Source organism: Vibrio sp. 10N.222.54.A3, from assembly GCF_041474095.1.
Lineage (GTDB): Bacteria > Pseudomonadota > Gammaproteobacteria > Enterobacterales > Vibrionaceae > Vibrio > Vibrio crassostreae_C.
The window spans coordinates 19058-42164 of the sequence record NZ_JBFRTN010000054.1 but is presented as its reverse complement, the minus strand read 5'-3'; the positions used below and the strand labels follow the sequence as shown (position 1 = coordinate 42164).

The window sequence follows — 23107 nt, the reverse complement described above, 5'->3', positions numbered from 1 at the left end:
CACAGAGGCAAGCTTATTAAGGATTCGGCTAACTAAGCGCCTGGTGGAATCGCTAAACTGTCTGCAATAAGCTGGATAAGATTATCTTCTACTTCAAAACGTAGTTCGAGTAGTTCACCTATTTTGGACATATCTCCTTCGAAGTTAGGCAACTCATCGTCTGCATTTACTTTAACGTACTTATCATTGAATTCTAGAAGCGGCTCGGTTGTAAGTACGATCTTCGCGTAAGTTGTATCAATCTCGTCATTGGTTTTAAAGCCTGTTGCTTGCCATTTTTTCATGACCATATCGTAGATCTTAAAATGACCCTCTGAGATATAATCGACAACATGATCACAGAATGAGCTTATTTCTTTAGGAGAAGGGAGTTCAACAACGTTTGATTGCCCGTTGCTAGCTGGCTGCAGGGCACCTAGCTTACAATACTCAACGATTAGAGACTGTCGAGTTTCGAGCCAATGATCGATGACCTCATTAGAGCCACCCCATTGTTCTTGTATTTGTTTGAATTTATTTAGCATGACCATGTCCTCATGATCTGATCACAACCTTGTGATCAAGTAATTGCCTAAGCAGGGTCCGTTTTATTGGTAGCTACTAAAATTAATAGCTTGAAATATTCTCTGCTACAACTCTAGTATGAAATTAGATTGCCAGTAAAATGAACGAACTGCAAGCAATGAGGCATAGGGATGTTAAAAAAAAGTGATAACAAAATGACAGAGCAAGCTTATTGGTGCGTCGTTTCTGGTAGTGATATTTGGGTTAATAATGATCAGTTTCCGTTTGGCTCTGCTGAAGAGCTTGGGCTGAGTGTGGAGCATGCAATCTGTATTGGTCAGCATCAAGGTCGCAAGGTGTATTGGCTCAACGATTGTGATGTGGAGAATGAGCTGAGCATGGTCAGCCTAAGAGAGTTACTGCACTGGCCTGAAGTGAGTTTCTTGACTGCAAGCAAAGCCATCCAATATGGGCATATGACTCAAAGTATGCGTTTTTGCCCTCAGTGTGGTGGTCGAAATCATCTCAATCATAACCAGGTGGCGATGCAGTGTGGAGATTGCCGCACGCTTCACTACCCCCGTATCTTCCCGTGCATCATTGTCGCTGTACGAAACGACAACAAGATATTGCTTGCACAGCACCCAAGACATAAAACAGGCATGTATACCGTGATAGCGGGCTTCCTAGAGGTCGGAGAAACCTTAGAGCAGTGTGTGGCAAGAGAAGTCAAAGAAGAAACGGGTATCGATGTCGATAATATTCGTTATTTTGGCAGCCAGCCATGGGCGTTTCCATCAAGTATGATGATGGGCTTTCTCGCAGATTATGCTGGTGGTACGCTTAAGCCTGATTACAGCGAGCTATCGGATGCTCAATGGTTTGACGTAACAAGCCTACCTGATGTTGCTCCTGTTGGAACCATTGCGAGACAGTTGATTGAGAAAACCGTTGATGACGTGATGAAAGATGGTGTGACGGAGCAGATGCTAGAGCACTAATTTGCCTGTAATAGTATTTGGCCTATGGGTGGTCAAAAGCTAAAAAAAACCCTCCACAAGTGGAGGGGGTAAGTAAGATGTCGTTATGAGATGCTGAGTAGTGACTACTCAGATGTTATAATTGTAATTTTCGCTAGCGAACAAATTTTTAACATGCTCCCGTAATTGGGTGCAAATTAAGCATTGATTTAAAAGTTAATAACTTGATCTAGGTTGCAAAGCACACAGCTTTTACCCTTCAATCAGTGTTAGAATACTTGCCATCAAAACTAGACAAGATTGAATTGGAATTTAACGGAATGACCGAATTAAAAAACGATCGCTATTTACGCGCACTTTTAAAACAGCCTGTTGATTACACACCGGTATGGATGATGCGCCAAGCTGGCCGCTATCTTCCTGAATACAAAGCAACGCGCGCTGAAGCGGGCGATTTCATGTCTTTGTGCAAAAACGCGGAACTGGCATCCGAAGTAACACTTCAACCTTTACGTCGTTTCCCGCTTGATGCGGCAATCTTGTTCTCAGACATCCTAACTATCCCTGATGCAATGGGCTTAGGTTTGTACTTTGAAACAGGTGAAGGCCCTAAATTTGAGCGTCCTATCACGTGTAAAGCTGACGTAGAGGAGATTGGCCTACCAGATCCAGAAGGTGAGCTTCAATACGTAATGAATGCCGTTCGTCAGATCCGTAAAGACCTGAAAGGCGAAGTGCCACTGATTGGTTTCTCTGGTAGCCCATGGACTCTAGCGACATACATGGTTGAAGGTGGAAGCTCTAAAGCATTCACTAAGATCAAGAAGATGATGTACGCAGAACCACAAACGCTGCACCTGCTTCTAGACAAGCTGGCTGACAGTGTTATCGAATACTTGAACGCGCAAATTAAAGCGGGTGCTCAATCGGTAATGGTATTTGATACATGGGGTGGTGTACTGACTCCTCGTGACTACAACCTATTCTCACTGCAATACATGCACAAAATCGTTGATGGCCTAATCCGTGAAAACGAAGGTCGCCGTGTACCGGTTACTCTGTTCACTAAGAACGGCGGCATGTGGCTTGAGTCTATCGCAGCAACAGGTTGTGATGCGGTTGGTCTAGACTGGACAATCAACATCGCAGATGCAAAAGCTCGCATCGGCGACAAAGTTGCTCTGCAAGGTAACATGGATCCTTCAATGCTTTACGCTCAACCTGAACGTATTCGCGAAGAAGTGGGCAGCATCCTTGAAGGCTTCGGCGACGGTGGTACCGGTCATGTATTTAACCTAGGCCACGGTATCCACTTAGATGTACCGCCAGAGAATGCTGGTGTATTCGTTGACGCTGTTCACGAATTGTCTAAGCCTTACCACAAGTAATTCTGAGTAAGATTATTGAAAGCGCTGTTGGGAAACCAACAGCGCTTTTTTATTGTCTGAAATTGGCATTTGATGGCGGTTTAATCTTATTGTGTACAGTTAATCAGGCATTTGGATCATGGTAGGCCAAATGCTCTGAGATGTGTTTCCTGATATAAGGAATGACTTCATTTTCAAACCAAGGGTTCTTCTTGAGCCAGATATTATTGCGTGGCGAAGGGTGGGGTAATGGCAAAAACTCAGGCGCCCACCTTTGCCAATCACGCACGGTTTCGGTCAATGTGCTGGTGGTTTTGTTTGTTAGGTAATGGTTTTGTGCGTACTGGCCAATCAGCAGTGTCATTTGAATATTGGGTAGAGATTGCAGCACTTTGTTATGCCAAAGCTCCGCGCACTCTTTGCGTGGTGGAAGATCACCACTTTTCCCTTTCCCCGGATAACAAAACCCCATAGGCACAATCGCGACTTTTTGCTCGTCGTAAAAAGTATCGCTATCTATCCCTAACCATCCTCTTAATCGTTCGCCACTCGCGTCATTCCAAGGGATCGACGACTCATGCACCTTGATACCCGGCGCTTGACCTATGATCAGCAAGCGCGCGTTTGGATGCGCTTGAATCACCGGGTTGGCACCGTGTGATAGGTGAGGCTCACAAGCTCGGCATTGTCGAATCTCTTTAAGTAACGAAGAGGACATCAGTAACCTTTATCAAAATCGATGACATGATTAAGTGTAAAGCCATCTCGCCACTGTTTGTAATTCTCTGCGAAGATCTCGACTACTTGTCTTGGCTCACTGAGTGCAGCGATGTGTGGAGTGATGGTGACTTGCGGTAGTTTCCAGAAAGGATATTCCTGAGAGAGGGGTTCACTTTCAAACACATCTAAAAATGCGTGTTCTACCCATCTGTTTTTTATGGCGAGCAACAAGGCTTTATTGTCGATGCTTTCCCCTCGACCGACATTAAACAGCAACACATTAGAGCAGTAACCTAACGTGGTTTGGTTCAACAGCTGATAGGTTTCAGCGGTTGATGGCAAGGTGTTGACCACAATATCGGCCTGCTTAAGGGCAGCCTCTATCTCATTGATGTGGAAAGTCTCTTTAAAGGTTTCTTGTTTGGATGGGATACCCGTACGGTTGACACCTATGGTATGAATACCAAAAGCCGCCGCGGTTTTTGCCAAATGACTGCCGATTGAACCTGTTCCTAAAATCACCATAGTTTTGTCAGTTAGGCTAGTATAAAGCTGTGGCTGCCAGTTTCGTTGTTGTTGATGCTGGTGGTAATGAGGGAAGTGTCTACAGTGACTGATTGTGTAACCCAATACGTATTCTGCGATAGCCGGGCCAAAGATGCCTTTGACGTTGGTTAGCGTATAGTCCTGACGCAGATCTGGCTGAGTGAGTTTATTGATTCCAGCATAGGTACTCTGTACCCAGTCTAGCTCTTTAAACTCGCTGAGGCGTTCTGCGATTAGAGGTGGTGACGCCAAGACAATCTGTGCTGATTCGGGGTTTTGAGTGATTTCTAGGTCGGGTAAATCCTGGTGTAGAATCAGTTGCGTATAGGTATCGTCATGCTCAGTAAGAATATAGAGCTTATTCGTAAAATTGTTCATCGGCTTACCTTTTCCCCCCAGGGTTTATCAAGTACACTTTCGCTGTCTTTTTCTGCAATTATTGAGTGACTATGCTTCAGAATCCACTGCAGGTTCGTCTTGAAAAGTTAGAACCTTGGCAACAAATTACCTTTATGGCGTGTCTATGTGAGCGTATGTACCCTAACTATGCCATGTTTTGTGAGAATACAGAATTTGCGGAAGCTCGAATCTATCGTGATGTTTTGGATAGCATTTGGGAAATCCTGACGGTTAAAACAGCAAAGGTGAACTTTGAGCGTCAACTTGAGAAGGTTGAAGAGCTATTCCCTAGCGGTGATGATTTTGATTTTTATGGTGTTTACCCAGCAATGGACGCATGCCAAGGCCTAGCAACGCTAATTCATGGTCTGCTTGACCGTGAACATATGTTGGAAGCGGTAATTAAAGTGAGTCAACAATCGGTGAAGACGGTTGCTGAGCTTGAGTTTGCTCAAGGCGCTGAAGAAGTGACGAACGAAAACCAGAAAGAAAACGAAGCGGTATGTGAAGAGTGGGACGTTCAGTGGGCCATTTTCCGACCTTTACGTGAAACGACTGAGCGTGACTTAGAGTTGATCAAAGACCTACGCCACGAACTGCGTGAAGACCCAGTCAGTAACATTGGTGTTGCGCTATAATTCGCAATTGCACCAAGGTACGAATAAAAACAAAGGCTCCCTAGGGAGCCTTTGTTGTATCTGACGGTATCAAATTTAGATTAAGCGTCTTTTTTGTCTTCGTTCTACACTTTGTCTTTTGATGCCTTATCTTTTGATGCGTCGTCGTCATTCGTTGATTTTGCATCTGAAGAGTCGTTGTCTGCTGGAGTTTCTTCCTCGTCCTCGTCATCGCGGTTTTCGATAACACCGTGTGTCTCTTTCCACTTCTCCCAGCGTTGGAACGCCAGTTCTTGCATATCAGTCGTCTTATCCGCTTCATCGACAATCTCTTCGCCCACTAGGTGCTCAAAGATGTCTTCTAGGGTGATGATGCCCTGAATAGTGCCGTATTCGTCCACAACTAAAGACAGTTGCAGGCGGTTTGCCATCATCTGGTCAAAGGCTTTAGCCAAGCCCATGTTGTTCAGCAACACGTGGATAGGGCGCATTACTTCACCCAGAGCTTTCTCACCACAACCGGCTTGCTGCAATCTAAACAGCTCTAAGCGGTGAACAAAACCGATGATGTTGTCACTCTGCTCGCTGTAAACCAGCGGGCGTGAGAATGGCGTGTCTTTATGTTGTTCTAGGAAGGTATTGACACTCATTTCCGCATCAACACGGAATACCACTGGGCGCGGCGTCATTATTTGAGTCACGGGTACATCTTGAATACCCAGTAGGTTGCTCAGGATTTTTGATTCGCCTTCTGCAAACTCGCCGCTCTCTTTTGCCAAAATCGCCATTGCAGATAGCTCATCACGCATTTTTGGTGCTTGGTGGCCACGAGCAAGACGTTTGGTGATCTGTTCTGAGAACCAGACAAACGGTGTTAGGAAGAACACCATCCAGCGCAGCACGCTTGCCGAAGCAGGGGCAAGTTGACGCCAGTAGGTTGCACCAATGGTCTTTGGAACAATCTCAGATAATACCAAGATACCTAGCGTTAGCACGGCAGAGAAGACACCTAACCATTGGCTACCAAAAACGACAGCCGCTTGTGCACCTGCTGTCGCAGCACCGATAGTATGGGCGATGGTGTTGAGCGTTAAAATTGACGCAAGCGGGCGGTCAATATCTGTTTTCAGTTTGTCTAAAGACTCTGCTGCAGGGTGCCCATTTTGTTTTAGTTGAGCAATGTAGCTCGGACTAATACTCAAAAGTACAGCTTCCAAAACAGAACAAATGAAAGAAACTCCAATAGCAATGGAGACGTAAATAGATAGCAGCAGCATGTTTGCCCTTAAATTAAATTGTACGCTTTAGCAGCGATTCAGAGTGGATTATAGTGAAAAAGTAGTGGCTAGGTCATCATTAATTTTGCTCTCAGCCCCTTTTAAACAAGGGCTTGCTTAATAAAATCAGTAACAAATTGTGAGTTATTACTCATATTATGGCTAAAACTACGGCATTAGAGCTAAAGATCGACGACAAACCTTTGCCAGATGGGGCATTTATGTTTTAGAGTGAATTGAATTCAAAAATACAAAGAAGGGAAACCTAAAATGAACAAGACTCAATTAATCGACTTTATTGCTGAAAAAGCGGACCTTTCTAAAGCACAAGCTAAAGCTGCTCTAGAAGCGACTCTTGGCGGTGTTACAGATGCTCTTAAAGATGGCGATCAAGTTCAGCTAATTGGTTTTGGTACTTTTAAAGTAAACCACCGTGCAGCTCGCACTGGTCGTAACCCAAAAACTGGTGATGAGATCCAAATCGCTGCTGCAAATGTTCCAGCATTTGTTGCAGGTAAAGCGCTGAAAGATTCAGTGAAATAATCTAAACTGTACCGAGGTAGTCGTATTCCACCTCGGTACAGGTTTTTATGAAAAAAGCATTTCTTCTCGTTTCACTATTATCTACATTTCTTATTGGCTGTTCTTCAACAAGCCCTCGCAAAAACCTAGAGCAATTTGAAACTCACACTGGCGGCCAAGTCATGGGCGACGCGACGAGTTTCTACTGGGTTACAAACAAGCTAACACAACCTCATACTTCAGCTGACTACGTCACTGTCGGCGATTACGGCTGGTACCAAACTGATTATGCTTGGTCAGAAGGCGTGCTTCGTGAATTCATTCGTGAAGGCGAGCAGCGTAACTCTTCTAATGAGCTGGTTCCCTATCGAGTCCATGTGCGTTTCAATAAGTCAGGCGAAGCTGTGTATCAACAGTATCGTATTGATAGCAAAATCTTACCTATCCAAGCCAAGCAGCTTGAAAACTATCAGAAAGAAGCGACGTCGGTTCTAGAGACCACAACGAAGCAGCATGATGAAGGGCTTAGGCTGATTCAGGGTTACTGGAATGGCAGCTCTTTTAAAACGTGCGCTGGTGGTGAGTTTGATCGCATTGAATTTAACCAGACCTTGCCAGGCTTCGTGATTGACCGATTGGCGTCTGTGGAAAGCTATGCGGCGTTTCTTGGCAGTGATTCACTGGGTAAGATGAGCGTGGAAGAGTTACTGATGCTGGCTGAAGACAGCCATGATTGTGTCGTTAGGCCATCATTGTTGAAAGAATAGCGAGTAATCAAAGGATTGAGAGTATTTGGCCTACTGTAGGCCAAGTGCCTATTTGTCTGTACAAATACAGATTCTTGTGTAAATGAGATAATAAAAGGCGCCTATTGAGGCGCCTTTTTCTGTTATTCACTTGCTGTCATTTGCTTACTGTTATTGGAAAGTAAGCGAGCAACAAGATTGTTTACTGCTCTTGTTCGCGCGCAATCGCACGGTAACCAATATCATTGCGGTGGAACATATCATTCCAGCTCACTTGCTTCGCTAACGCGTATGCGCGCTCCTGAGCTTCAGAAACCGTGTTACCCAGTGCCGTTGCACAAAGTACACGACCACCGTTTGTCACCACATCGCCAGCTTCGTTATTTGTCGTACCTGCATGGAAAATCTTTTGGCCTTCAACTTCGCTTGTTGGTAGTGAAATAACGTCACCTTTTGCGTAGTCAGCAGGGTAACCGCCAGCCGCAAGAACAACACCGATAGAAGCGCGTGGATCCCACTTCGATTCTGCTTCGTCGAGCTTCTCGTCGATAGCCATTAGGCAAAGTTCAACAAGGTCTGACTCCATACGCATCATGATAGGTTGCGTTTCAGGGTCGCCAAAGCGGCAGTTGTATTCGATAACTTTAGGTGTGCCGTCAGCATCGATCATTAGGCCAGCGTAAAGGAAACCTGTGTAAGGTGCGCCTTCTGCGTCCATACCACGTACCGTTGGGTAGATAACTTCCTCAAGGATACGGTTGTGGATTTCTGGAGTTACAACCGGCGCAGGAGAGTAAGCACCCATGCCGCCCGTGTTCGGCCCAGTGTCTTTGTCGCCAACACGTTTGTGATCTTGGCTGGTGGCCATAGGAAGCACGCTAGAGCCGTCAACCATTACGATGAAGCTTGCTTCTTCGCCTTCGAGGAACTCTTCGATAACAACGCGGCTGCCTGCTTCGCCAAAGGCGTTGCCCGCTAGCATGTCTTTGATTGCGTCTTCTGCTTCTTCAAGGGTCATCGCAACGATAACGCCTTTACCTGCCGCAAGACCGTCAGCTTTCACTACGATAGGAGCGCCTTGCTCGCGAACGTAAGCGATAGCTGGCTCAATCTCAGTGAAGTTTGAGTAGTAACCTGTTGGGATATCATGACGAGCTAGGAAGTCTTTAGTGAATGCTTTAGAGCCTTCAAGCTGTGCTGCAGCTTGAGTAGGGCCGAAGATTGGCAAACCTACTTCGCGGAATGCATCAACCACACCGATAACCAATGGTGCTTCAGGGCCCACGATAGTCAGTTCGATTTTTTTATCTTGGGCAAACGCGACTAAACCAGCGATGTCTTCAACGCCGATGTTTACGTTCTCTAGTTTCGGCTCAAGTGCAGTACCTGCGTTACCTGGAGCGATGAATACTGTTTCAACGTTTGGGTTTTGTGCTGCTTTCCAGCCTAAAGCATGTTCTCTACCGCCAGCACCGATGATTAAAACTCGCATTGTAAAATCCTTAATCTCAAATATCTAAATATTTAAAAAAACAAAGTTATAAGTCTTGCTCAAAGTAGTTGGTGATGTGGCTAGGCAGCAATTGAGCCCATCCCCGGGGAGCATAGTCTGCTATGTGACCGGGGTGGGCGAAAGCAGCTAACGACGCCACAGTGCCAAATACGAAGAGGAAATTAGTGGCGGAAGTGACGCATGCCCGTAAAGATCATCGCCATGCCGTGTTCGTCTGCTGCTGCGATAACTTCGTCATCACGCATAGAACCACCCGGTTGGATAACACACTTGATGCCAGCTTCTGCTGCCGCGTCGATACCGTCACGGAATGGGAAGAACGCGTCAGATGCCATTACACAACCTTCAACCTTTAGACCTTCGTCTGCAGCTTTGATGCCTGCGATTTTCGCAGAGTAAACGCGGCTCATTTGGCCAGCGCCAACACCAATTGTCATGTCGCCTTTCGAGTAAACGATAGCGTTAGATTTAACGTATTTCGCTACTTTCCAGCAGAATAGAGCATCTTTCAATTCTTCAGCTGTAGGTTGGCGCTTAGAAACCACTTTAAGGTCATCTTCAGACACCATGCCTTGGTCGCGGTCTTGAACTAGCAAACCACCGTTAACGCGTTTAACGTCAAAGCCAGTTGTCTTCGTTGTCCACTCACCACACTCAAGTAGGCGAAGGTTTTTCTTAGTCGCTACGATTGCTACTGCTTCAGCAGAAACTGATGGTGCAATGATAACTTCAACGAATTGACGCTCAGTGATAGCCGTTGCTGTTGCAGCGTCTAGCTCACGGTTGAAAGCGATGATGCCGCCAAATGCAGAAGTTGGGTCTGTTTTGAATGCACGGTCGTAAGCTTCTAGGATGTCTTCACCTAGTGCAACACCACATGGGTTAGCGTGCTTAACGATCACACATGCTGGCTGGTCGAACTCTTTCACACACTCAAGTGCTGCGTCGGTGTCAGCGATGTTGTTGTAAGAAAGGGCTTTACCTTGAATCTGGCGAGCTGTAGAAACTGATGCTTCTTCAGGGTTTGCTTCAACGTAGAATGCGGCTGCCTGGTGGCTGTTCTCACCGTAGCGCATGTCTTGCTTTTTCTCGAACTGTTGGTTGAACGTGCGAGGGAATTTGCTCTTGTTTTCAGGAGAAGGTTCGTCACCTTCTTTGTTCTCACCGTAAGATGGAACCATAGTGCCGAAGTAGTTTGCGATCATGCCGTCGTAAGAAGCGGTGTGCTCGAATGCTGCGATAGCGAGGTCGAAGCGAGTCTCTAGTGTTAGAGATTTCTCGTTCGTGTCCATTTCAGCGACAACGCGCTCGTAGTCGTGTGCGTTAACAACGATCGTTACGTCTTTGTGGTTTTTCGCTGCAGAGCGAACCATTGTAGGGCCGCCGATGTCGATGTTCTCAACAGCATCAGCAAGGGTACAACCTTCTTTAGCAACGGTTTCTGCGAATGGGTATAGGTTTACAACAACCATATCGATAGGGTTGATACCGTGAGTTTCCATCACGTCATCATCTTGGCCACGACGGCCTAGAACACCACCATGAACTTTTGGGTGCAGAGTCTTAACACGGCCATCCATCATTTCTGGGAAACCAGTGTAGTCAGATACTTCTGTAACAGAGATGCCTTTTTCAGCAAGCAGGCGAGCAGTGCCACCGGTAGATAGGATATCTACACCACGGTTAGCAAGAGCTTGTGCAAATTCAACGATACCAGTTTTGTCTGATACGCTGATTAGAGCGCGGCGAATTGGACGAGCGTTATTCATGCTTCCATCTTCCTCAAATTCATGGGGTTAAAATAAAGATATTTGCCAAAAAAGAACTTGTTTCTATCTTCTTAGCGTGGATTATCTTAGATACCAGTAAGAGATAAAATATTGGCCAGTTTTGGTAAAGACCTTTTGGGTTAGTCTTATGATTAAGCTATAAGATAACCAACTCCAAATTTGATGGCGCAGATTCTAACTAATTTATTACAAAAAAGCTCGCGCAATCGTTTGGCATCTCAAAATTAATTATGAAAAGTGCCATTTCAGCCTGAAAAGTAACGATAAGGTTAATTGTGGAATGGACGAAACAGTAGGAAAAAACATGTTTCAGATCGGTGAATTAGCGAAGCGATGCGGTGTGACAGCCGATACCTTGCGATTTTATGAGAAGAATAACCTGATCGCGCCAGCCAGTCGCAGTGACTCGGGTTATCGCCTATATGATGAAAATAACCAGAAACAGGTGACGTTTATTCTCAAATCTAAAGCGTTGGGGCTGAGTTTGGACGAGATTAAAGAATTGCTTGAGATTCGCCTCGAGGCCACACAGCACAGTTGCGCTGAAGTGAAGTCGATTACCTCAGCAAAATTAGAGATGATTGATGAGAAGATCACTGAGTTAACTAAGATTCGCACCGCACTTAAGAAGATTAATGATGCGTGTTGCGGCCACGTAGACGACGATGCAAGCCATTGTTCGATTCTGGCAGCCTTGGACTCAGCAAACGTCGACAAAGGTCGCTGCTGTCGCACTGGAGAGTAATCAGCGACTATCACGGATCGACAAGCCAAAAAAAAGCCAAACTCAACAATGAGCTTGGCTTTCAATTCAATAAATTACGAAAGAACGATTAGTTCATGCCGTATTTTTTAAGTTTCTTGCGAAGAGTACCGCGGTTAATACCCATCATGGTTGCTGCGCGAGTTTGGTTACCGCGAGTGTACTGCATGATAGTGTCTAGTAGTGGCTGTTCAACTTCAGCTAATACTAATTCGTATAACTCGCTGACTTCTTGACCGTTTAATTGAGCAAGGTAATTTTTCAATGATGCTTTAACTGAGTCACGTAGTGGCTTCTGCGTGATTTGGTCTTGTGATGTAACTGTAGTTACTGTCAATGCTTCTGAAGTCAGATTTTGTTCGAACATATTCGGTCTAGCTCTTCTCGTAATTATGGTGCAACGTTATCAAAAAAACCTTCTAGCGCTTCAAGCTGCAGATCACCTGCTTCGAATGCGTTGAAGGTACGGCGAAACTCACTCGCTTGTTCATGTTCTTTTAGATACCAACCCACATGCTTACGAGCGATGCGAGGGCCTAAAAACTCTCCATAAAATTCATGTAGAGCGTGCACATGACCAAGCATGATGTCTTTCACTTCCGAAATCGGGAGTGGGTCCATCGTGGTGCCGTTTTCCAAATAGTGTAGGATTTCGTTAAAAATCCAAGGGCGTCCTTGGGCAGGTCGACCTATCATTAAAGCATCAGCGCCGGTGTACTCCAGCACAAACTTCGCTTTTTCCGGACTATCGATATCACCGTTAGCGATAACCGGAATAGATACTGCTTGTTTCGCTGCTTTAATGTGTTTGTATTCTGCCTCACCTTTGTACATACAAGCGCGAGTTCTTCCATGGAGCGCAAGAGCTTGTATGCCGCAGTCTTCGGCTATTTTCGCGATTTGGACACAGTTTCTATTGTCTGTATCCCAGCCTGTGCGCGTTTTCAACGTTACTGGAACGTCGACAGCATTTACCACCGCTTTCAGAATGTCTTCAATGAGTTCTGGATGCTGCAGTAAGGCTGAGCCCGCAAGCTTCTTATTCACTTTTTTGGCTGGACAACCCATGTTGATATCGATGATTTGCGCACCGTTATCGACATTAAATTGAGCAGCCTCGGCCATAAGCTGTGGATCTGCACCAGCGATTTGTACTGAACGAATGCCCGATTCGCCTTCATGTACCATACGCTGCTGAGACTTTGACGTTTTCCAAACTTTCGGATTGGAGGACATCATTTCACTGACTGCCATCCCCGCACCGTAGCGAAGACACAACTCACGGAATGGTCTATCCGTTACGCCAGCCATAGGAGCGACGATTAGATTGTTCTTAAGTTGATAATTTCCGATTTTCAAAAATGTCATCACAGTTCTGTACCAGCAAGGGCGCGCATTTTACGCATTTTTTCGCTGCGTGAAAAGACTAATATTTGAGCATTTACAATTTGTTTTTGTAATTTGTTTAAATTTCAGTCAATTAGCGCCCAAAGTCTTGTCTAGCCTTGCTTGCGACCTGAGATTCGACACCATTCTTGTTGTTCGATGATCGGATCAATGTGAAGCTCATCACGATAATAAGTGGCAACATCTTCTGCTTGTGTATCTAAAACACCCGACATCGCAAGTACACCATTTGGCTTAACTAGGCCCTTGATGATGCCAGAAAGGTCGCGTAATGGACCCGCAAGAATGTTGGCAACAACAACGTCTGCTAGCAAACCTTCCGGTTGATCTTGTGGCAAGAACACCTCTAGTTGCTCAGCAACGCCATTGCGTTGTGCGTTGTCTTTTGATGCAAGCAGAGCTTGAGGATCAATGTCGATCCCGATAACTTTTGCTGCGCCTAGTTTGATCGCAGCGATCGCTAGGATGCCTGAGCCACAACCGAAGTCGATCACGGTTTTGCCTGCAAGGTCTAAGCCTTCAAGCCACTCAAGACACAATGCCGTTGTCGGGTGAGTACCTGTACCAAATGCAAGGCCAGGGTCTAGCATTACGTTAACAGCGTCAGGTTCAGGGATATCGCGCCAGCTAGGGCAGATCCATAAACGCTCACCAAACTTCATTGGGTGGAAGTTGTCCATCCATTCACGCTCCCAATCCTTGTCTTCAATTTGCTCTACTTTATGAGCAAAGTCTGCAGGGAACATGTTGCTTGCTTTAATCTGCGCTAGAACGACACCAGTATCAGTCTCAGCGTCGTAAAGCGCGAGAATGTCAGTATCACCCCAAAGGCGAGTTTCGCCTGGCAGAGGCTCAAATACAGGGGTATCTTGTGCATCCAGGAAAGTTACAGAAAGAGCACCAGTCTCTTCCATTAACATGTCGCCGATTTGTTCGGCATTTTCATTGGTAGCATTAAGCTTGATTTGAATCCAAGGCATGGCTGCATCTTCTATATGAGAAAAATTGGATGGCGAGTCTAGCAGAAAATATGAGCAAATTCACCAAAACCCCACGGAATATAATGGGGATTAAAGATTGATTTTTTCGGCGGTTCAAAAACAAAAATGCTCACCGAAGTGAGCATTTTGACTGTTCTTAAACGAACGGATTATGACAAACCAAGTTTCTTCTCAAGGTAGTGGATGTTTGCACCACCGTGTTGGAAGTTTTCGTCGTTCATAATAGACAGTTGAAGCTCAGTATTAACGTTAATACCTTCAACAATCATTTCACCCAGTGCGTTCTTCATACGAGCGATAGCAACATCACGGTTCTCACCGTAAGTGATCAGCTTACCAATCATTGAATCGTAGTGTGGTGGCACTGTGTAACCCGTGTAGATGTGAGATTCCCAACGTACGCCCATGCCGCCTGGTGCGTGGAAACGTTCAATCTTACCTGGTGAAGGTAGGAAACGAACTGGATCTTCAGCATTGATACGACATTCGATTGAGTGGCCACGCAGCTTAATGTCATCCTGAGTGAATGATAGAGGCTGACCAGCTGCAATACGTAGCTGTTCTTTCACTAGGTCGATACCCGTTACCATTTCAGTAATCGTGTGTTCAACCTGGATACGAGTGTTCATTTCGATGAAGTAGAATTCACCGTTCTCGTATAGGAATTCAAATGTACCTGCACCGCGGTAACCGATCTCAATACATGCACGAGTACAACGTTCGCCAATGTACTTACGCATCTCTTCAGTGATACCTGGAGCTGGCGCTTCTTCCACAACTTTCTGGTGACGACGTTGCATTGAACAGTCACGCTCACCTAGGTGGATAGCATTACCTTGGCCATCTGCAAGCACTTGTACTTCAATGTGACGTGGGTTTTCTAGGAATTTCTCCATGTAAACCATGTCGTTGTTGAAACATGCTTTTGCTTCAGCACGAGTCATCGCGATAGCTTCTGTTAATTCTGCTTCAGAACGAACAACACGCATACCACGACCGCCGCCGCCGCCAGATGCCTTGATGATAACTGGGAAGCCAATGCGTTTAGCGTGCGCTTTGTTTTTTGCTTCGTCGTCGTCAAGAGGGCCGTCAGAACCTGGTACACAAGGTACGCCAGCTTTCTTCATTGACGTGATAGCTGACACTTTGTCACCCATCATGCGAATGGTTTCAGCTTTAGGGCCAACGAAGATAAAGCCACTGCGCTCTACCTGTTCTGCAAAGTCTGCATTTTCAGATAGGAAGCCGTAGCCAGGGTGAACAGCTACTGCACCTGTAACTTCAGCTGCGCTGATGATACGAGGGATGTTTAGGTAGCTATCGATACCACGAGCTGGACCGATACAAATGGTTTCGTCTGCAAGCAGTACGTGCTTAAGGTCACGGTCAGCAGTTGAGTGAACCGCTACCGTTTTAATGCCAAGCTCTTTACATGCACGCAGAATACGTAGTGCAATCTCACCACGGTTCGCGATTACTAATTTATCTAACATAATGAGTGCTCTCTATTATTCGATAATTACTAGAGCTTGGTCGAATTCTACTGGTTGACCGTCTTCAACTAGGATAGCTGTTACAACACCAGATTTATCAGCTTCGATTTGGTTCATCATTTTCATTGCTTCAACGATACATAGCGTTTCGCCAGCAGTTACAGATTGACCAACTTTAACGAATGGTTTTGCGTCTGGGCTTGGAGCGCCGTAGAAAGTACCAACCATTGGAGAAAGAACTTGGTGACCAGCTGGAACTGCAGGAGCTGCTGCTTCTGCTGCTACAGGTACCGCCGCAGGAGCTGCTGCCGCTACAGGTGCTGGAGCAGCTGCATATTGAACAGGTGCTACAGGTGCAGTGCTGTTACGACTGATTCGTACTGACTCTTCACCTTCAGAGATTTCTAGCTCAGAAATACCAGACTCTTCAACCAATTCGATTAGCTTTTTGATTTTGCGAATATCCATTGTTTCTTTCTCTTTATCTGTTAATTGAACTTACTCTATGACTGAGTAGGTTAGTAATAGTTCGTTGTTTATGTTTACTTTGAGTTGAGCTTGCTGAGCGCAGCGGTCAAAGCAAATTGATAACCTTGGGCACCTAAGCCACAAATCACACCTTCTGCTTTATCAGATAGGTAAGAGTGGTGACGGAATGGTTCACGCGCGTGAACATTCGATAGATGAACCTCAATAAATGGTATGGCAACGCCAAGTAGTGCATCACGCAGTGCCACACTGGTATGTGTAAAGGCTGCTGGGTTGATAATAATAAAATCAACATTTTGATAAGCACTATGGATAGCTTCAATCAGTTCGTACTCACGATTTGACTGTAAGTGAGATAGCTCAACATCGTGTGCTTTCGCTTGCTCGGTCAGTGAGCTAATAATCTGGTCAAGTGTTTGAGAACCGTAGTGTGCGGGCTCTCTAAGGCCTAACAGGTTAAGGTTTGGGCCATTTAAAACTAGAATGCGAAACTTTGTAGACATCGTGGGGCTATCTTCCTTTATCGTGTTTACGAACGTGAATGTTGCCATTTTATTGAAAATTTGCGGTTAATTTCCAGTGAGAAAAACCCAAATTTAAAAATTAGAACCAGATTATAGCTAATTCAGCGCAAATCGCAGCAATTTACTGGTCTAATCTCCTATTGATACAGCTTGGAATTGTTACCAACTTAACAAAAAAGCGTCTTAGCCTTAATTTGGGGCGGGATATTTGAGATCAAGATCAGCCATAAAAAAAACCGCCACATAGGTGACGGTTTAGAAAGTGCTGTTTTAAACAGTGATTAGCTGCTGTGACTGGTTGCTTATGCCAGTTCTGCTTTCTCGGCAATCAGCTTATCAACCACACTTGGGTCGGCCAGTGTCGAGGTATCACCTAGGTTACCTGTATCGCCAGTCGCGATTTTACGCAGGATACGACGCATGATTTTACCCGAACGAGTTTTTGGTAGAGAGTCGGTCCAGTGCAGTACATCTGGCGTTGCAATTGGGCCAATCTCTTTACGTACCCAGTCTTTTACTTCTTTATGAAGCTCTGCGGTTGGGAACTCACCATCATTCAGCGTGATGTAAGCGTAAATCGCTTGGCCTTTAATATCATGAGGGATGCCCACAATCGCGGCTTCTGCAATCTTATCGAACGCGACTAGAGCCGATTCAATCTCAGCAGTACCCATACGGTGACCTGATACGTTAAGTACATCATCGACACGCCCCGTAATCCAGTAGTAACCGTCTTCATCACGACGAGCGCCGTCACTGGTGAAGTACATGCCTTTAAAGGTCGAGAAGTAAGTCTGTTCGAAGCGGTCATGATCGCCATGAACGGTACGCATTTGGCCTGGCCAAGAGTCAAGAATCACTAGGTTGCCGTCTGTTGCACCCTCAATGATGTTACCCATGTTATCAACCAGTGCCGGTTGCACACCGAAGAATGGACGAGTTGCAGAGCCCGGTTTCAGGTCTGTTGCGCCTGGTAGCGGTGCAATCAAGATACCGCCCGTTTCTGTTTGCCACCATGTATCAACAATTGGAGATTGCTCATTACCGATTGTTTTGTAGTACCACTCCCACGCCTCTGGGTTGATAGGTTCACCCACTGAGCCCATGATTCTTAGGCTGTCACGAGAAGTACCTTCAACGGCTTCATTGCCTTTCGCCATCAATGCACGAATAGCCGTTGGCGCCGTATAAAGAATATTAACTTGGTGCTTATCGACCACTTCGCTCATGCGGCTGGTGTTCGGGTAATTTGGCACGCCTTCAAACAGAATCGTTTTTGCGCCATTAGCAAGCGGTCCGTAAACAAGATATGTGTGACCGGTAATCCAACCCACATCGGCTGTACACCAGAAAGTCTCGCCTTCTTGGTAATCGAATACGTATTTGAAGGTCATCGCAGCATAAACAAGGTAGCCACCTGTGGTGTGCATAACGCCTTTAGGTTTACCTGTTGAGCCTGACGTATAAAGGATGAATAGTGGATCTTCTGCGTTCATCTCTTCTGGTGGGCAATCTGCAGATACATTAGCAATAGCATCGTGCCACCACACATCGCGATGTTCGTGCCATGCCACATCACCGCCAGTGCGTTTGAATACAACAACCTTCTCGATGTTTTTCACTTCAGGGTTCGTCAGTGCTTCATCGACATTCTTTTTCAGTGGAACAGCACGGCCGCCACGCACGCCTTCATCGGCAGTGATAACGACTTTAGAATTTGAATCGATAATACGACCAGACAGTGCTTCTGGTGAGAAACCACCAAATACGACTGTGTGAACCGCACCGATACGGGTACACGCCAGCATGGCTACTGCCGCTTCTGGCACCATTGGCATGTATAAACAAACCACATCACCTTTGCGCACGCCTTGCTCTTTTAGAGCATTCGAAAACAGGCACACTTCTTTATGCAGTTCATTAAAAGTTAGAGTTTTATCATCTGCCGGGTCATCGCCTTCCCAGATGATAGCGACTTCATCACCGCGCTCAGCAAGGTGGCGGTCGATACAGTTAGCCGAAACGTTAAGCGTGCCATCTTCAAACCAGCGAATATCAATGTGGCCAGGGTCGAAAGAGGTGTTTTTTACTTGTGTGAAAGGTTTGATCCAATCAACGATTTTTCCGTGTTCACCCCAAAAGCCTTCAGGGTCAGAAACAGATTGCTGGTACATGGCTAGGTAAGTGTCATTATCCGCGTGTGTGGTTGATTTAATATTTTCTTTTACCGGATAAACGTGGGCTTCACTCATTGCATCTCTCCTTGTGCCTACATTCCTAATGAACTGGCAACTTCCTTTGTGTTCAGTTTCTAGGTCTATTACAGAACCGTCTTTGTGTTATCACTCTCGGCTAGGACGGCGATTTCCACAATTAGACTTTAGGATGAGACGCTGCTTTTCACTTACAAAATAGCGAGTTAAGTTCAATTTTGAGATGTTGCTCTCTATGTGAAGCGCCAGTGGTTGAATTAAGAATAAGAAGAGTTGAAACGGGGAAGGTCACCATGTTTCAGGCGCACAAAGATCAGCGCAGCGGAGATAGCGTCTTGTAATGCATCATGTTTATTGACCGGGATAGGTAAATCGAGTTGGCGACAGATGGCGTCCATACTGAGATCAAAATAGGCATTGGGCAGCTGTCTTTCGAGTTTGTCTTGATAGAGTTGGCTCACTTCGACTAATCGGTTAGGCAGTGGAAATCCAAGCTGTTTTAAACAGGCGCGGTCGAGAATTTTTTTATCATAGCGGATGTGATAGCCGACTAAAGGACGATTTCCAATGAAGTTCAGTAGCTCGATTAAAGCCTGTTTTTCTTCGATGCCGTGCTTTAGATCTTGATGACGGATACGGTGGATTTTTATTGAATTGCAATCGAGCGATTGGGGGGCGCGCAACCGGACTTCAAAAGGTTGGCTGGTAATGATTCGGTTACCGATGATCTTGGTCGCGGCAATGGTAACTAATTCTGCCTGATTGGGATCTAGGCTGGTGGTTTCACAATCGAGCGATACATATTCATGATCAATAGGCGCAGTAAACAGAGGCTGATAGAGGGAGCCTTTGAGCTTGTGATGCCAGTAATAGCGAACCAACCTATTCATCGTTCAATGCCTAATCCCGTATCTGATAGTGGTAGCCGAGCCATTGCTTGAATTTCTTCACCACGTGCAGGCTATGACGAAGCAGATCCCTGTCTGCTCGTTCCATCAGTTTGACGTTAATCTTGTTGCTGCTGTGCTGCTGAGAAAGCCTTTGGGCTAAGCGCCACTTAAAGAATTGCTTGAGTGCTTCACTGAGATTATCGGCAGTACTTTGCTCTAATACTTTCTTGCTGACCAGCTGCTCAATGCGTTCGAAGGTGTTGTTGACCGTGACACCATGTTCTAGGCAAAGCGCTCTCACACCATGCACGATAGGGAAAATACCGCCTTGTTTGATATCGAGTCCGGACTTGGATTGCTTCACATTACCAAACAGGGTCAGGGGAACTGAGAAGTTCAGCGCCGGGCGGCAGAACTCCGTCAGAATCAATTCTTGTCCGAGCATTAAATCACTGAGGTGCTGCTTTACAGGTTTTAATAACTCTCTATTCCCCGCTACTGCGTGTGCATCTGCCATGATCGCGATATCCATCACGGTGTCTGGCGTGGCTTTTTTTACCCAATGGGTAAGGGTTTGTTTCCACTCTTGCTCTGAATGCACCCATTTCGGATTGTTGACCATCACGTTGCCCGGGCACAGTGGGTAACCCAATTGTTGAAGGGTATGAGTGAGGTCGTTCATGGCACTTTGGCATTGATGCCACTCCAAGCCATCTTGAATTATGAGCGCGTTGTCTTGATCGGTTTTGAGAATTTGTTCCCCACGGCCTTCGGAACCCAACACGATTAGGCAGCAATGATTATGCAGTGCAGGTGGGATCACCAACTCAAAAGCCTTCTCTATGATCTGTTCGTTGACCGCAGAAATCAGCTCCATGATAAAGCGTGTGCGAATCCCATTACTGAGCAAGCTCTCGACCAGTTGACGTTGTTTGTTGGATGCCATTGCCAATTCTTCAACGCTGGTGGCGCGCGCAATACGCAAAGTAAGAACGTGGGAGTGTGTGGAGAATGCACTGAGAATCTGTGTCATATCCACCATGCCGACCGCATTTTTACCATCACAAACCATCAACCTTTTTACTCGATTTCTGGTCATGGTAATCATGGCGTTAAATAAGAAATCGCCTTGGTTCACGTGCATCACCGGAAACGTTGCGATCTCACCGACAGGCGCATCCAGTGTGAAATTATCGAGCATCACAGCATGCAATAAATTGGTTCGAGTGACGATTCCATACGACAAGGAACATGATGATCCAAAAGCTTTTGGATCATTATGTTCCAAATGGACTAGGGCCGAGTCTAACCCTTGTTCTTTAAGGGTTTGAGTGACTTGGTTGATCGGTTGGTTTGGTTCAAGTATCAGTGGTGGGTGATAGATAGAGTCATCCACTTTGGTTAATATAAACTCGGCAAGATTCTGTTGCTGCTGGGCGGCTTCTATCAAAGCTTTTCGTGTTGATAGGTTGCTATCAAAGTAGGCAGCGAATTGGCCATTGGCGTGGTAAAGCTCAAGAAAAATATCGGTGGGCAGCAGATAACTTAATGTATCTTCGAGTGCGATATATTGGTGTTTGGTGTGGGGTTCAAACTGGCTGCGGACATCAAAAATATCGTCATTGGCATAGTGTGCGTAAATCTCACCATCACTGCTCGCGCGCTCTTCAACAGCTCCTTTGATCAAAATATGCAGGTGTCGGCTCGGCCTTTCAGCTTCCAGTATCACTTCTTGAGAGCGGTAATACACCACGTCTAATGAAGAGCGAAGCTTCAACTGTTCGGCGTCGGACAGGCTATCGAAGGGCGGGTGCTGCATATTAAATTTGTCAGGCATAAGCATCACAAGAAGAAATGGGAGTCTTTAATCAGTCTGACAAAATACCAGCGAAGCTCCAGACGACTTTAGTCTAAATGCGAGTATGAGTATTGATGAGCGTGAAATCTCTTGTTGAAATGCGATATCCAGACCCATTGAATATGGGAATACTATCCCAGTAATAATTCCCTTTTTCATCGTATGCGAGATAGGCATAATTGGTGCTGCCTTTTTCCGCACACTTTATAGGTCATTTATGTTTAGCCCTTCACCCTATGGCTGGATCTCTCAGTATTTTCTTGGTTTCTTTTTTGCGTATGGCGTGTATTTGCCATTTTGGGCGTTGTGGTTTGAAGACCAAGGCGTGTCTGCTGGTGATATTGGCGTATTGATTGGTATCGGCTTTGCGACTCGTTGTGTGGCCAACTTAGTGATTACGCCGCGTATCCATAAAGTGGAACACTTGATGCCAGCGCTACGCTGTTTGAGTTTCGCTGCGCTGCTGTTTGTCGGTTTCCACTTCTTCACCGGTGGCAGCTTTATACTGATGTTGTTGGCAACGGTACTGTTTAACCTCTGTTGTGGGCCGATCATTCCTCTTTCTGATGCGATGGCTAACCATTACAGTCGTTTGAAAATGCTCGACTACGGCCGAACTCGTCTTTGGGGATCAATTGCCTTTATCGCAGGTTCAACGGTTGTTGGCTATTTGGTGGCACAATTCGGCACTGACATGATTTTGTATACTGCGCTTGCCGGTGTGTTGCTTTCATTGATTCTTGCGATGAGAAACCCCAATGTGATGCCAGTAACACAATCTGAGCAACAAGCGGCGCGACCAAAACTAGGTGAACTGCTGCGTGAGTCGTCAGTGGTAAAGTTTTTAGCCTTGATGGCGCTGCTGCAAGGTAGCCATGCGGCTTACTACAGTTTTAGTGCGATTTATTGGAAAGAAGCGGGTCACTCAGAAGCGATCATCGGTTACTTGTGGAGCTTAGGTGTTGTCGCTGAAGTGGCCGTATTTGCTCTGAGTAAGCGATTGTTCTCAGGTTGGTCACTGCGTACTTTGTTTGTCGTCGCGGCTATTGGGGTGATGGCGCGTTGGGGGATTACCGCTTCTACCACAGCGATTTTCGCACTGGTTATGGTGCAGCTACTGCACGGCGTGACCTTTGCCATGGCACACATCGCCGCGATTCAATACATCCAATCTGAAGAACAAAACAAGATGGTTGCGTTACAAGCCCTGTATAACGCGATTCCATTAGGTGCCTTTATTGCATTAATGACTACCTTCAGTGGTTGGGGTTATGAGCTTTGGGGTGCAAATATCTTCTGGGGTATGGCTGCTATGGGTGCACTTGCTCTGTTCATTAAGTTGGATGAAAGAAGTTCAGTGGTTGAGATTAATCAATCAGATTCGGAACAGTCAGAATCTCACAGCAAATGCTGATAATTAGAGTCTAAAGCACAGAATTTAAGCGATGCGATTGAGTTAATCACCCATCCTTAGTTAAATGAAACCTC

General features: G+C 45.8%; 22 protein-coding genes. 7 read left to right on the top strand and 15 right to left on the bottom strand.

All coding sequences use genetic code 11. The features are described from left to right. Nucleotides 1-32: 32 nt before the first annotated feature. Complete coding sequence (locus AB4507_RS12355; RefSeq protein ID WP_032545724.1) at nucleotides 33-530, bottom strand: Rsd/AlgQ family anti-sigma factor; 498 nt, start codon at nucleotides 528-530, stop codon at nucleotides 33-35. 165 nt (nucleotides 531-695) lie between these two features. Between AB4507_RS12355 and nudC the strand changes: the two genes are divergently transcribed. Further along, nucleotides 696-1505, top strand: coding sequence for an NAD(+) diphosphatase (nudC, locus tag AB4507_RS12350; RefSeq protein ID WP_102429034.1), 810 nt, complete (start codon nucleotides 696-698; stop codon nucleotides 1503-1505). A 299-nt stretch (nucleotides 1506-1804) separates the two neighbouring features. Next, nucleotides 1805-2872 (top strand): uroporphyrinogen decarboxylase, encoded by a 1068-nt coding sequence (gene hemE / locus AB4507_RS12345; RefSeq protein ID WP_372182769.1) that lies wholly within the window; start codon nucleotides 1805-1807, stop codon nucleotides 2870-2872. Nucleotides 2873-2975: 103 nt separating this feature from the next. Here the strand turns inward: hemE and AB4507_RS12340 are convergent, their stop codons facing one another. Both AB4507_RS12340 and AB4507_RS12335 read right to left on the bottom strand, forming a co-directional pair. Beyond that, a complete protein-coding gene (locus AB4507_RS12340; protein WP_017071166.1) occupies nucleotides 2976-3569 on the bottom strand; it encodes a uracil-DNA glycosylase family protein in 594 nt (197 codons plus the stop codon). Further along, the gene (locus tag AB4507_RS12335; protein ID WP_372182767.1) at nucleotides 3569-4495 is read right to left on the bottom strand and encodes a D-2-hydroxyacid dehydrogenase; all 927 of its coding nucleotides are present in this window, start codon (nucleotides 4493-4495) and stop codon (nucleotides 3569-3571) included. Before AB4507_RS12335 ends, AB4507_RS12340 begins: the two co-directional genes overlap by 1 nt. A 71-nt stretch (nucleotides 4496-4566) precedes the next feature. On the opposite strand from AB4507_RS12335, the gene AB4507_RS12330 reads away from it, so the two are divergent. After that, complete coding sequence (locus AB4507_RS12330) at nucleotides 4567-5154, top strand: YjaG family protein (protein WP_017062699.1); 588 nt, start codon at nucleotides 4567-4569, stop codon at nucleotides 5152-5154. Between the two features lie 104 nt (nucleotides 5155-5258). Here AB4507_RS12330 and AB4507_RS12325 read toward each other — a convergent pair whose 3' ends face one another. Beyond that, nucleotides 5259-6410, bottom strand: coding sequence for a CNNM domain-containing protein (locus AB4507_RS12325; protein WP_371724703.1), 1152 nt, complete (start codon nucleotides 6408-6410; stop codon nucleotides 5259-5261). A 270-nt stretch (nucleotides 6411-6680) separates the two neighbouring features. Between AB4507_RS12325 and hupA the strand changes: the two genes are divergently transcribed. Both hupA and AB4507_RS12315 read left to right on the top strand, forming a co-directional pair. Next, the gene (gene hupA / locus AB4507_RS12320) at nucleotides 6681-6953 is read left to right on the top strand and encodes a nucleoid-associated protein HU-alpha (RefSeq protein WP_004729753.1); all 273 of its coding nucleotides are present in this window, start codon (nucleotides 6681-6683) and stop codon (nucleotides 6951-6953) included. Between the two features lie 47 nt (nucleotides 6954-7000). Further along, nucleotides 7001-7699: a DUF1481 domain-containing protein gene (locus AB4507_RS12315; RefSeq protein ID WP_017063655.1), complete on the top strand. Its 699-nt coding sequence runs from the start codon at nucleotides 7001-7003 to the stop codon at nucleotides 7697-7699. A 181-nt stretch (nucleotides 7700-7880) separates the two neighbouring features. Here the strand turns inward: AB4507_RS12315 and purD are convergent, their stop codons facing one another. Together purD and purH are read right to left on the bottom strand one after the other, a co-directional pair. Then, complete coding sequence (gene purD, locus AB4507_RS12310) at nucleotides 7881-9170, bottom strand: phosphoribosylamine--glycine ligase (RefSeq protein ID WP_372182766.1); 1290 nt, start codon at nucleotides 9168-9170, stop codon at nucleotides 7881-7883. A gap of 182 nt (nucleotides 9171-9352) precedes the next feature. After that, entirely contained in the window at nucleotides 9353-10960 is a 1608-nt protein-coding gene (gene purH / locus AB4507_RS12305) for a bifunctional phosphoribosylaminoimidazolecarboxamide formyltransferase/IMP cyclohydrolase (RefSeq protein WP_372182764.1), read from the bottom strand. Between the two features lie 325 nt (nucleotides 10961-11285). Between purH and zntR the strand changes: the two genes are divergently transcribed. Further along, nucleotides 11286-11726 carry a Zn(2+)-responsive transcriptional regulator gene (gene zntR / locus AB4507_RS12300; RefSeq protein WP_017062704.1) on the top strand — a complete coding sequence of 147 codons (441 nt, stop codon included), beginning with the start codon at nucleotides 11286-11288 and terminating at the stop codon, nucleotides 11724-11726. Nucleotides 11727-11814: 88 nt separating this feature from the next. Here zntR and fis read toward each other — a convergent pair whose 3' ends face one another. The 9 genes from fis to AB4507_RS12255 form a co-directional block, all read right to left on the bottom strand. Then, nucleotides 11815-12111 (bottom strand): DNA-binding transcriptional regulator Fis, encoded by a 297-nt coding sequence (gene fis / locus AB4507_RS12295; protein ID WP_004729744.1) that lies wholly within the window; start codon nucleotides 12109-12111, stop codon nucleotides 11815-11817. A 23-nt stretch (nucleotides 12112-12134) separates the two neighbouring features. After that, nucleotides 12135-13103, bottom strand: coding sequence for a tRNA dihydrouridine synthase DusB (gene dusB / locus AB4507_RS12290; RefSeq protein WP_032546269.1), 969 nt, complete (start codon nucleotides 13101-13103; stop codon nucleotides 12135-12137). Between the two features lie 140 nt (nucleotides 13104-13243). Then, on the bottom strand, nucleotides 13244-14131 hold the full coding sequence (prmA, locus tag AB4507_RS12285) for a 50S ribosomal protein L11 methyltransferase (RefSeq protein WP_017055901.1): 888 nt from the start codon (nucleotides 14129-14131) through the stop codon (nucleotides 13244-13246). Between the two features lie 170 nt (nucleotides 14132-14301). Beyond that, complete coding sequence (gene accC, locus AB4507_RS12280) at nucleotides 14302-15645, bottom strand: acetyl-CoA carboxylase biotin carboxylase subunit (RefSeq protein ID WP_017062706.1); 1344 nt, start codon at nucleotides 15643-15645, stop codon at nucleotides 14302-14304. 15 nt (nucleotides 15646-15660) lie between these two features. After that, on the bottom strand, nucleotides 15661-16113 hold the full coding sequence (accB, locus tag AB4507_RS12275) for an acetyl-CoA carboxylase biotin carboxyl carrier protein (protein WP_248369331.1): 453 nt from the start codon (nucleotides 16111-16113) through the stop codon (nucleotides 15661-15663). 74 nt (nucleotides 16114-16187) lie between these two features. After that, complete coding sequence (gene aroQ, locus AB4507_RS12270; protein WP_010435475.1) at nucleotides 16188-16637, bottom strand: type II 3-dehydroquinate dehydratase; 450 nt, start codon at nucleotides 16635-16637, stop codon at nucleotides 16188-16190. Nucleotides 16638-16960: 323 nt separating this feature from the next. Further along, the gene (gene acs / locus AB4507_RS12265) at nucleotides 16961-18910 is read right to left on the bottom strand and encodes an acetate--CoA ligase (protein WP_009844693.1); all 1950 of its coding nucleotides are present in this window, start codon (nucleotides 18908-18910) and stop codon (nucleotides 16961-16963) included. A 218-nt stretch (nucleotides 18911-19128) separates the two neighbouring features. Further along, the gene (locus tag AB4507_RS12260) at nucleotides 19129-19761 is read right to left on the bottom strand and encodes a 3'-5' exonuclease (protein ID WP_017062708.1); all 633 of its coding nucleotides are present in this window, start codon (nucleotides 19759-19761) and stop codon (nucleotides 19129-19131) included. A gap of 10 nt (nucleotides 19762-19771) precedes the next feature. Then, nucleotides 19772-21604, bottom strand: coding sequence for a DUF294 nucleotidyltransferase-like domain-containing protein (locus AB4507_RS12255; RefSeq protein ID WP_102429028.1), 1833 nt, complete (start codon nucleotides 21602-21604; stop codon nucleotides 19772-19774). Nucleotides 21605-21836: 232 nt separating this feature from the next. On the opposite strand from AB4507_RS12255, the gene AB4507_RS12250 reads away from it, so the two are divergent. Continuing rightward, nucleotides 21837-23033: a 3-phenylpropionate MFS transporter gene (locus AB4507_RS12250; protein ID WP_136979837.1), complete on the top strand. Its 1197-nt coding sequence runs from the start codon at nucleotides 21837-21839 to the stop codon at nucleotides 23031-23033. Nucleotides 23034-23107 lie beyond the last annotated feature (74 nt).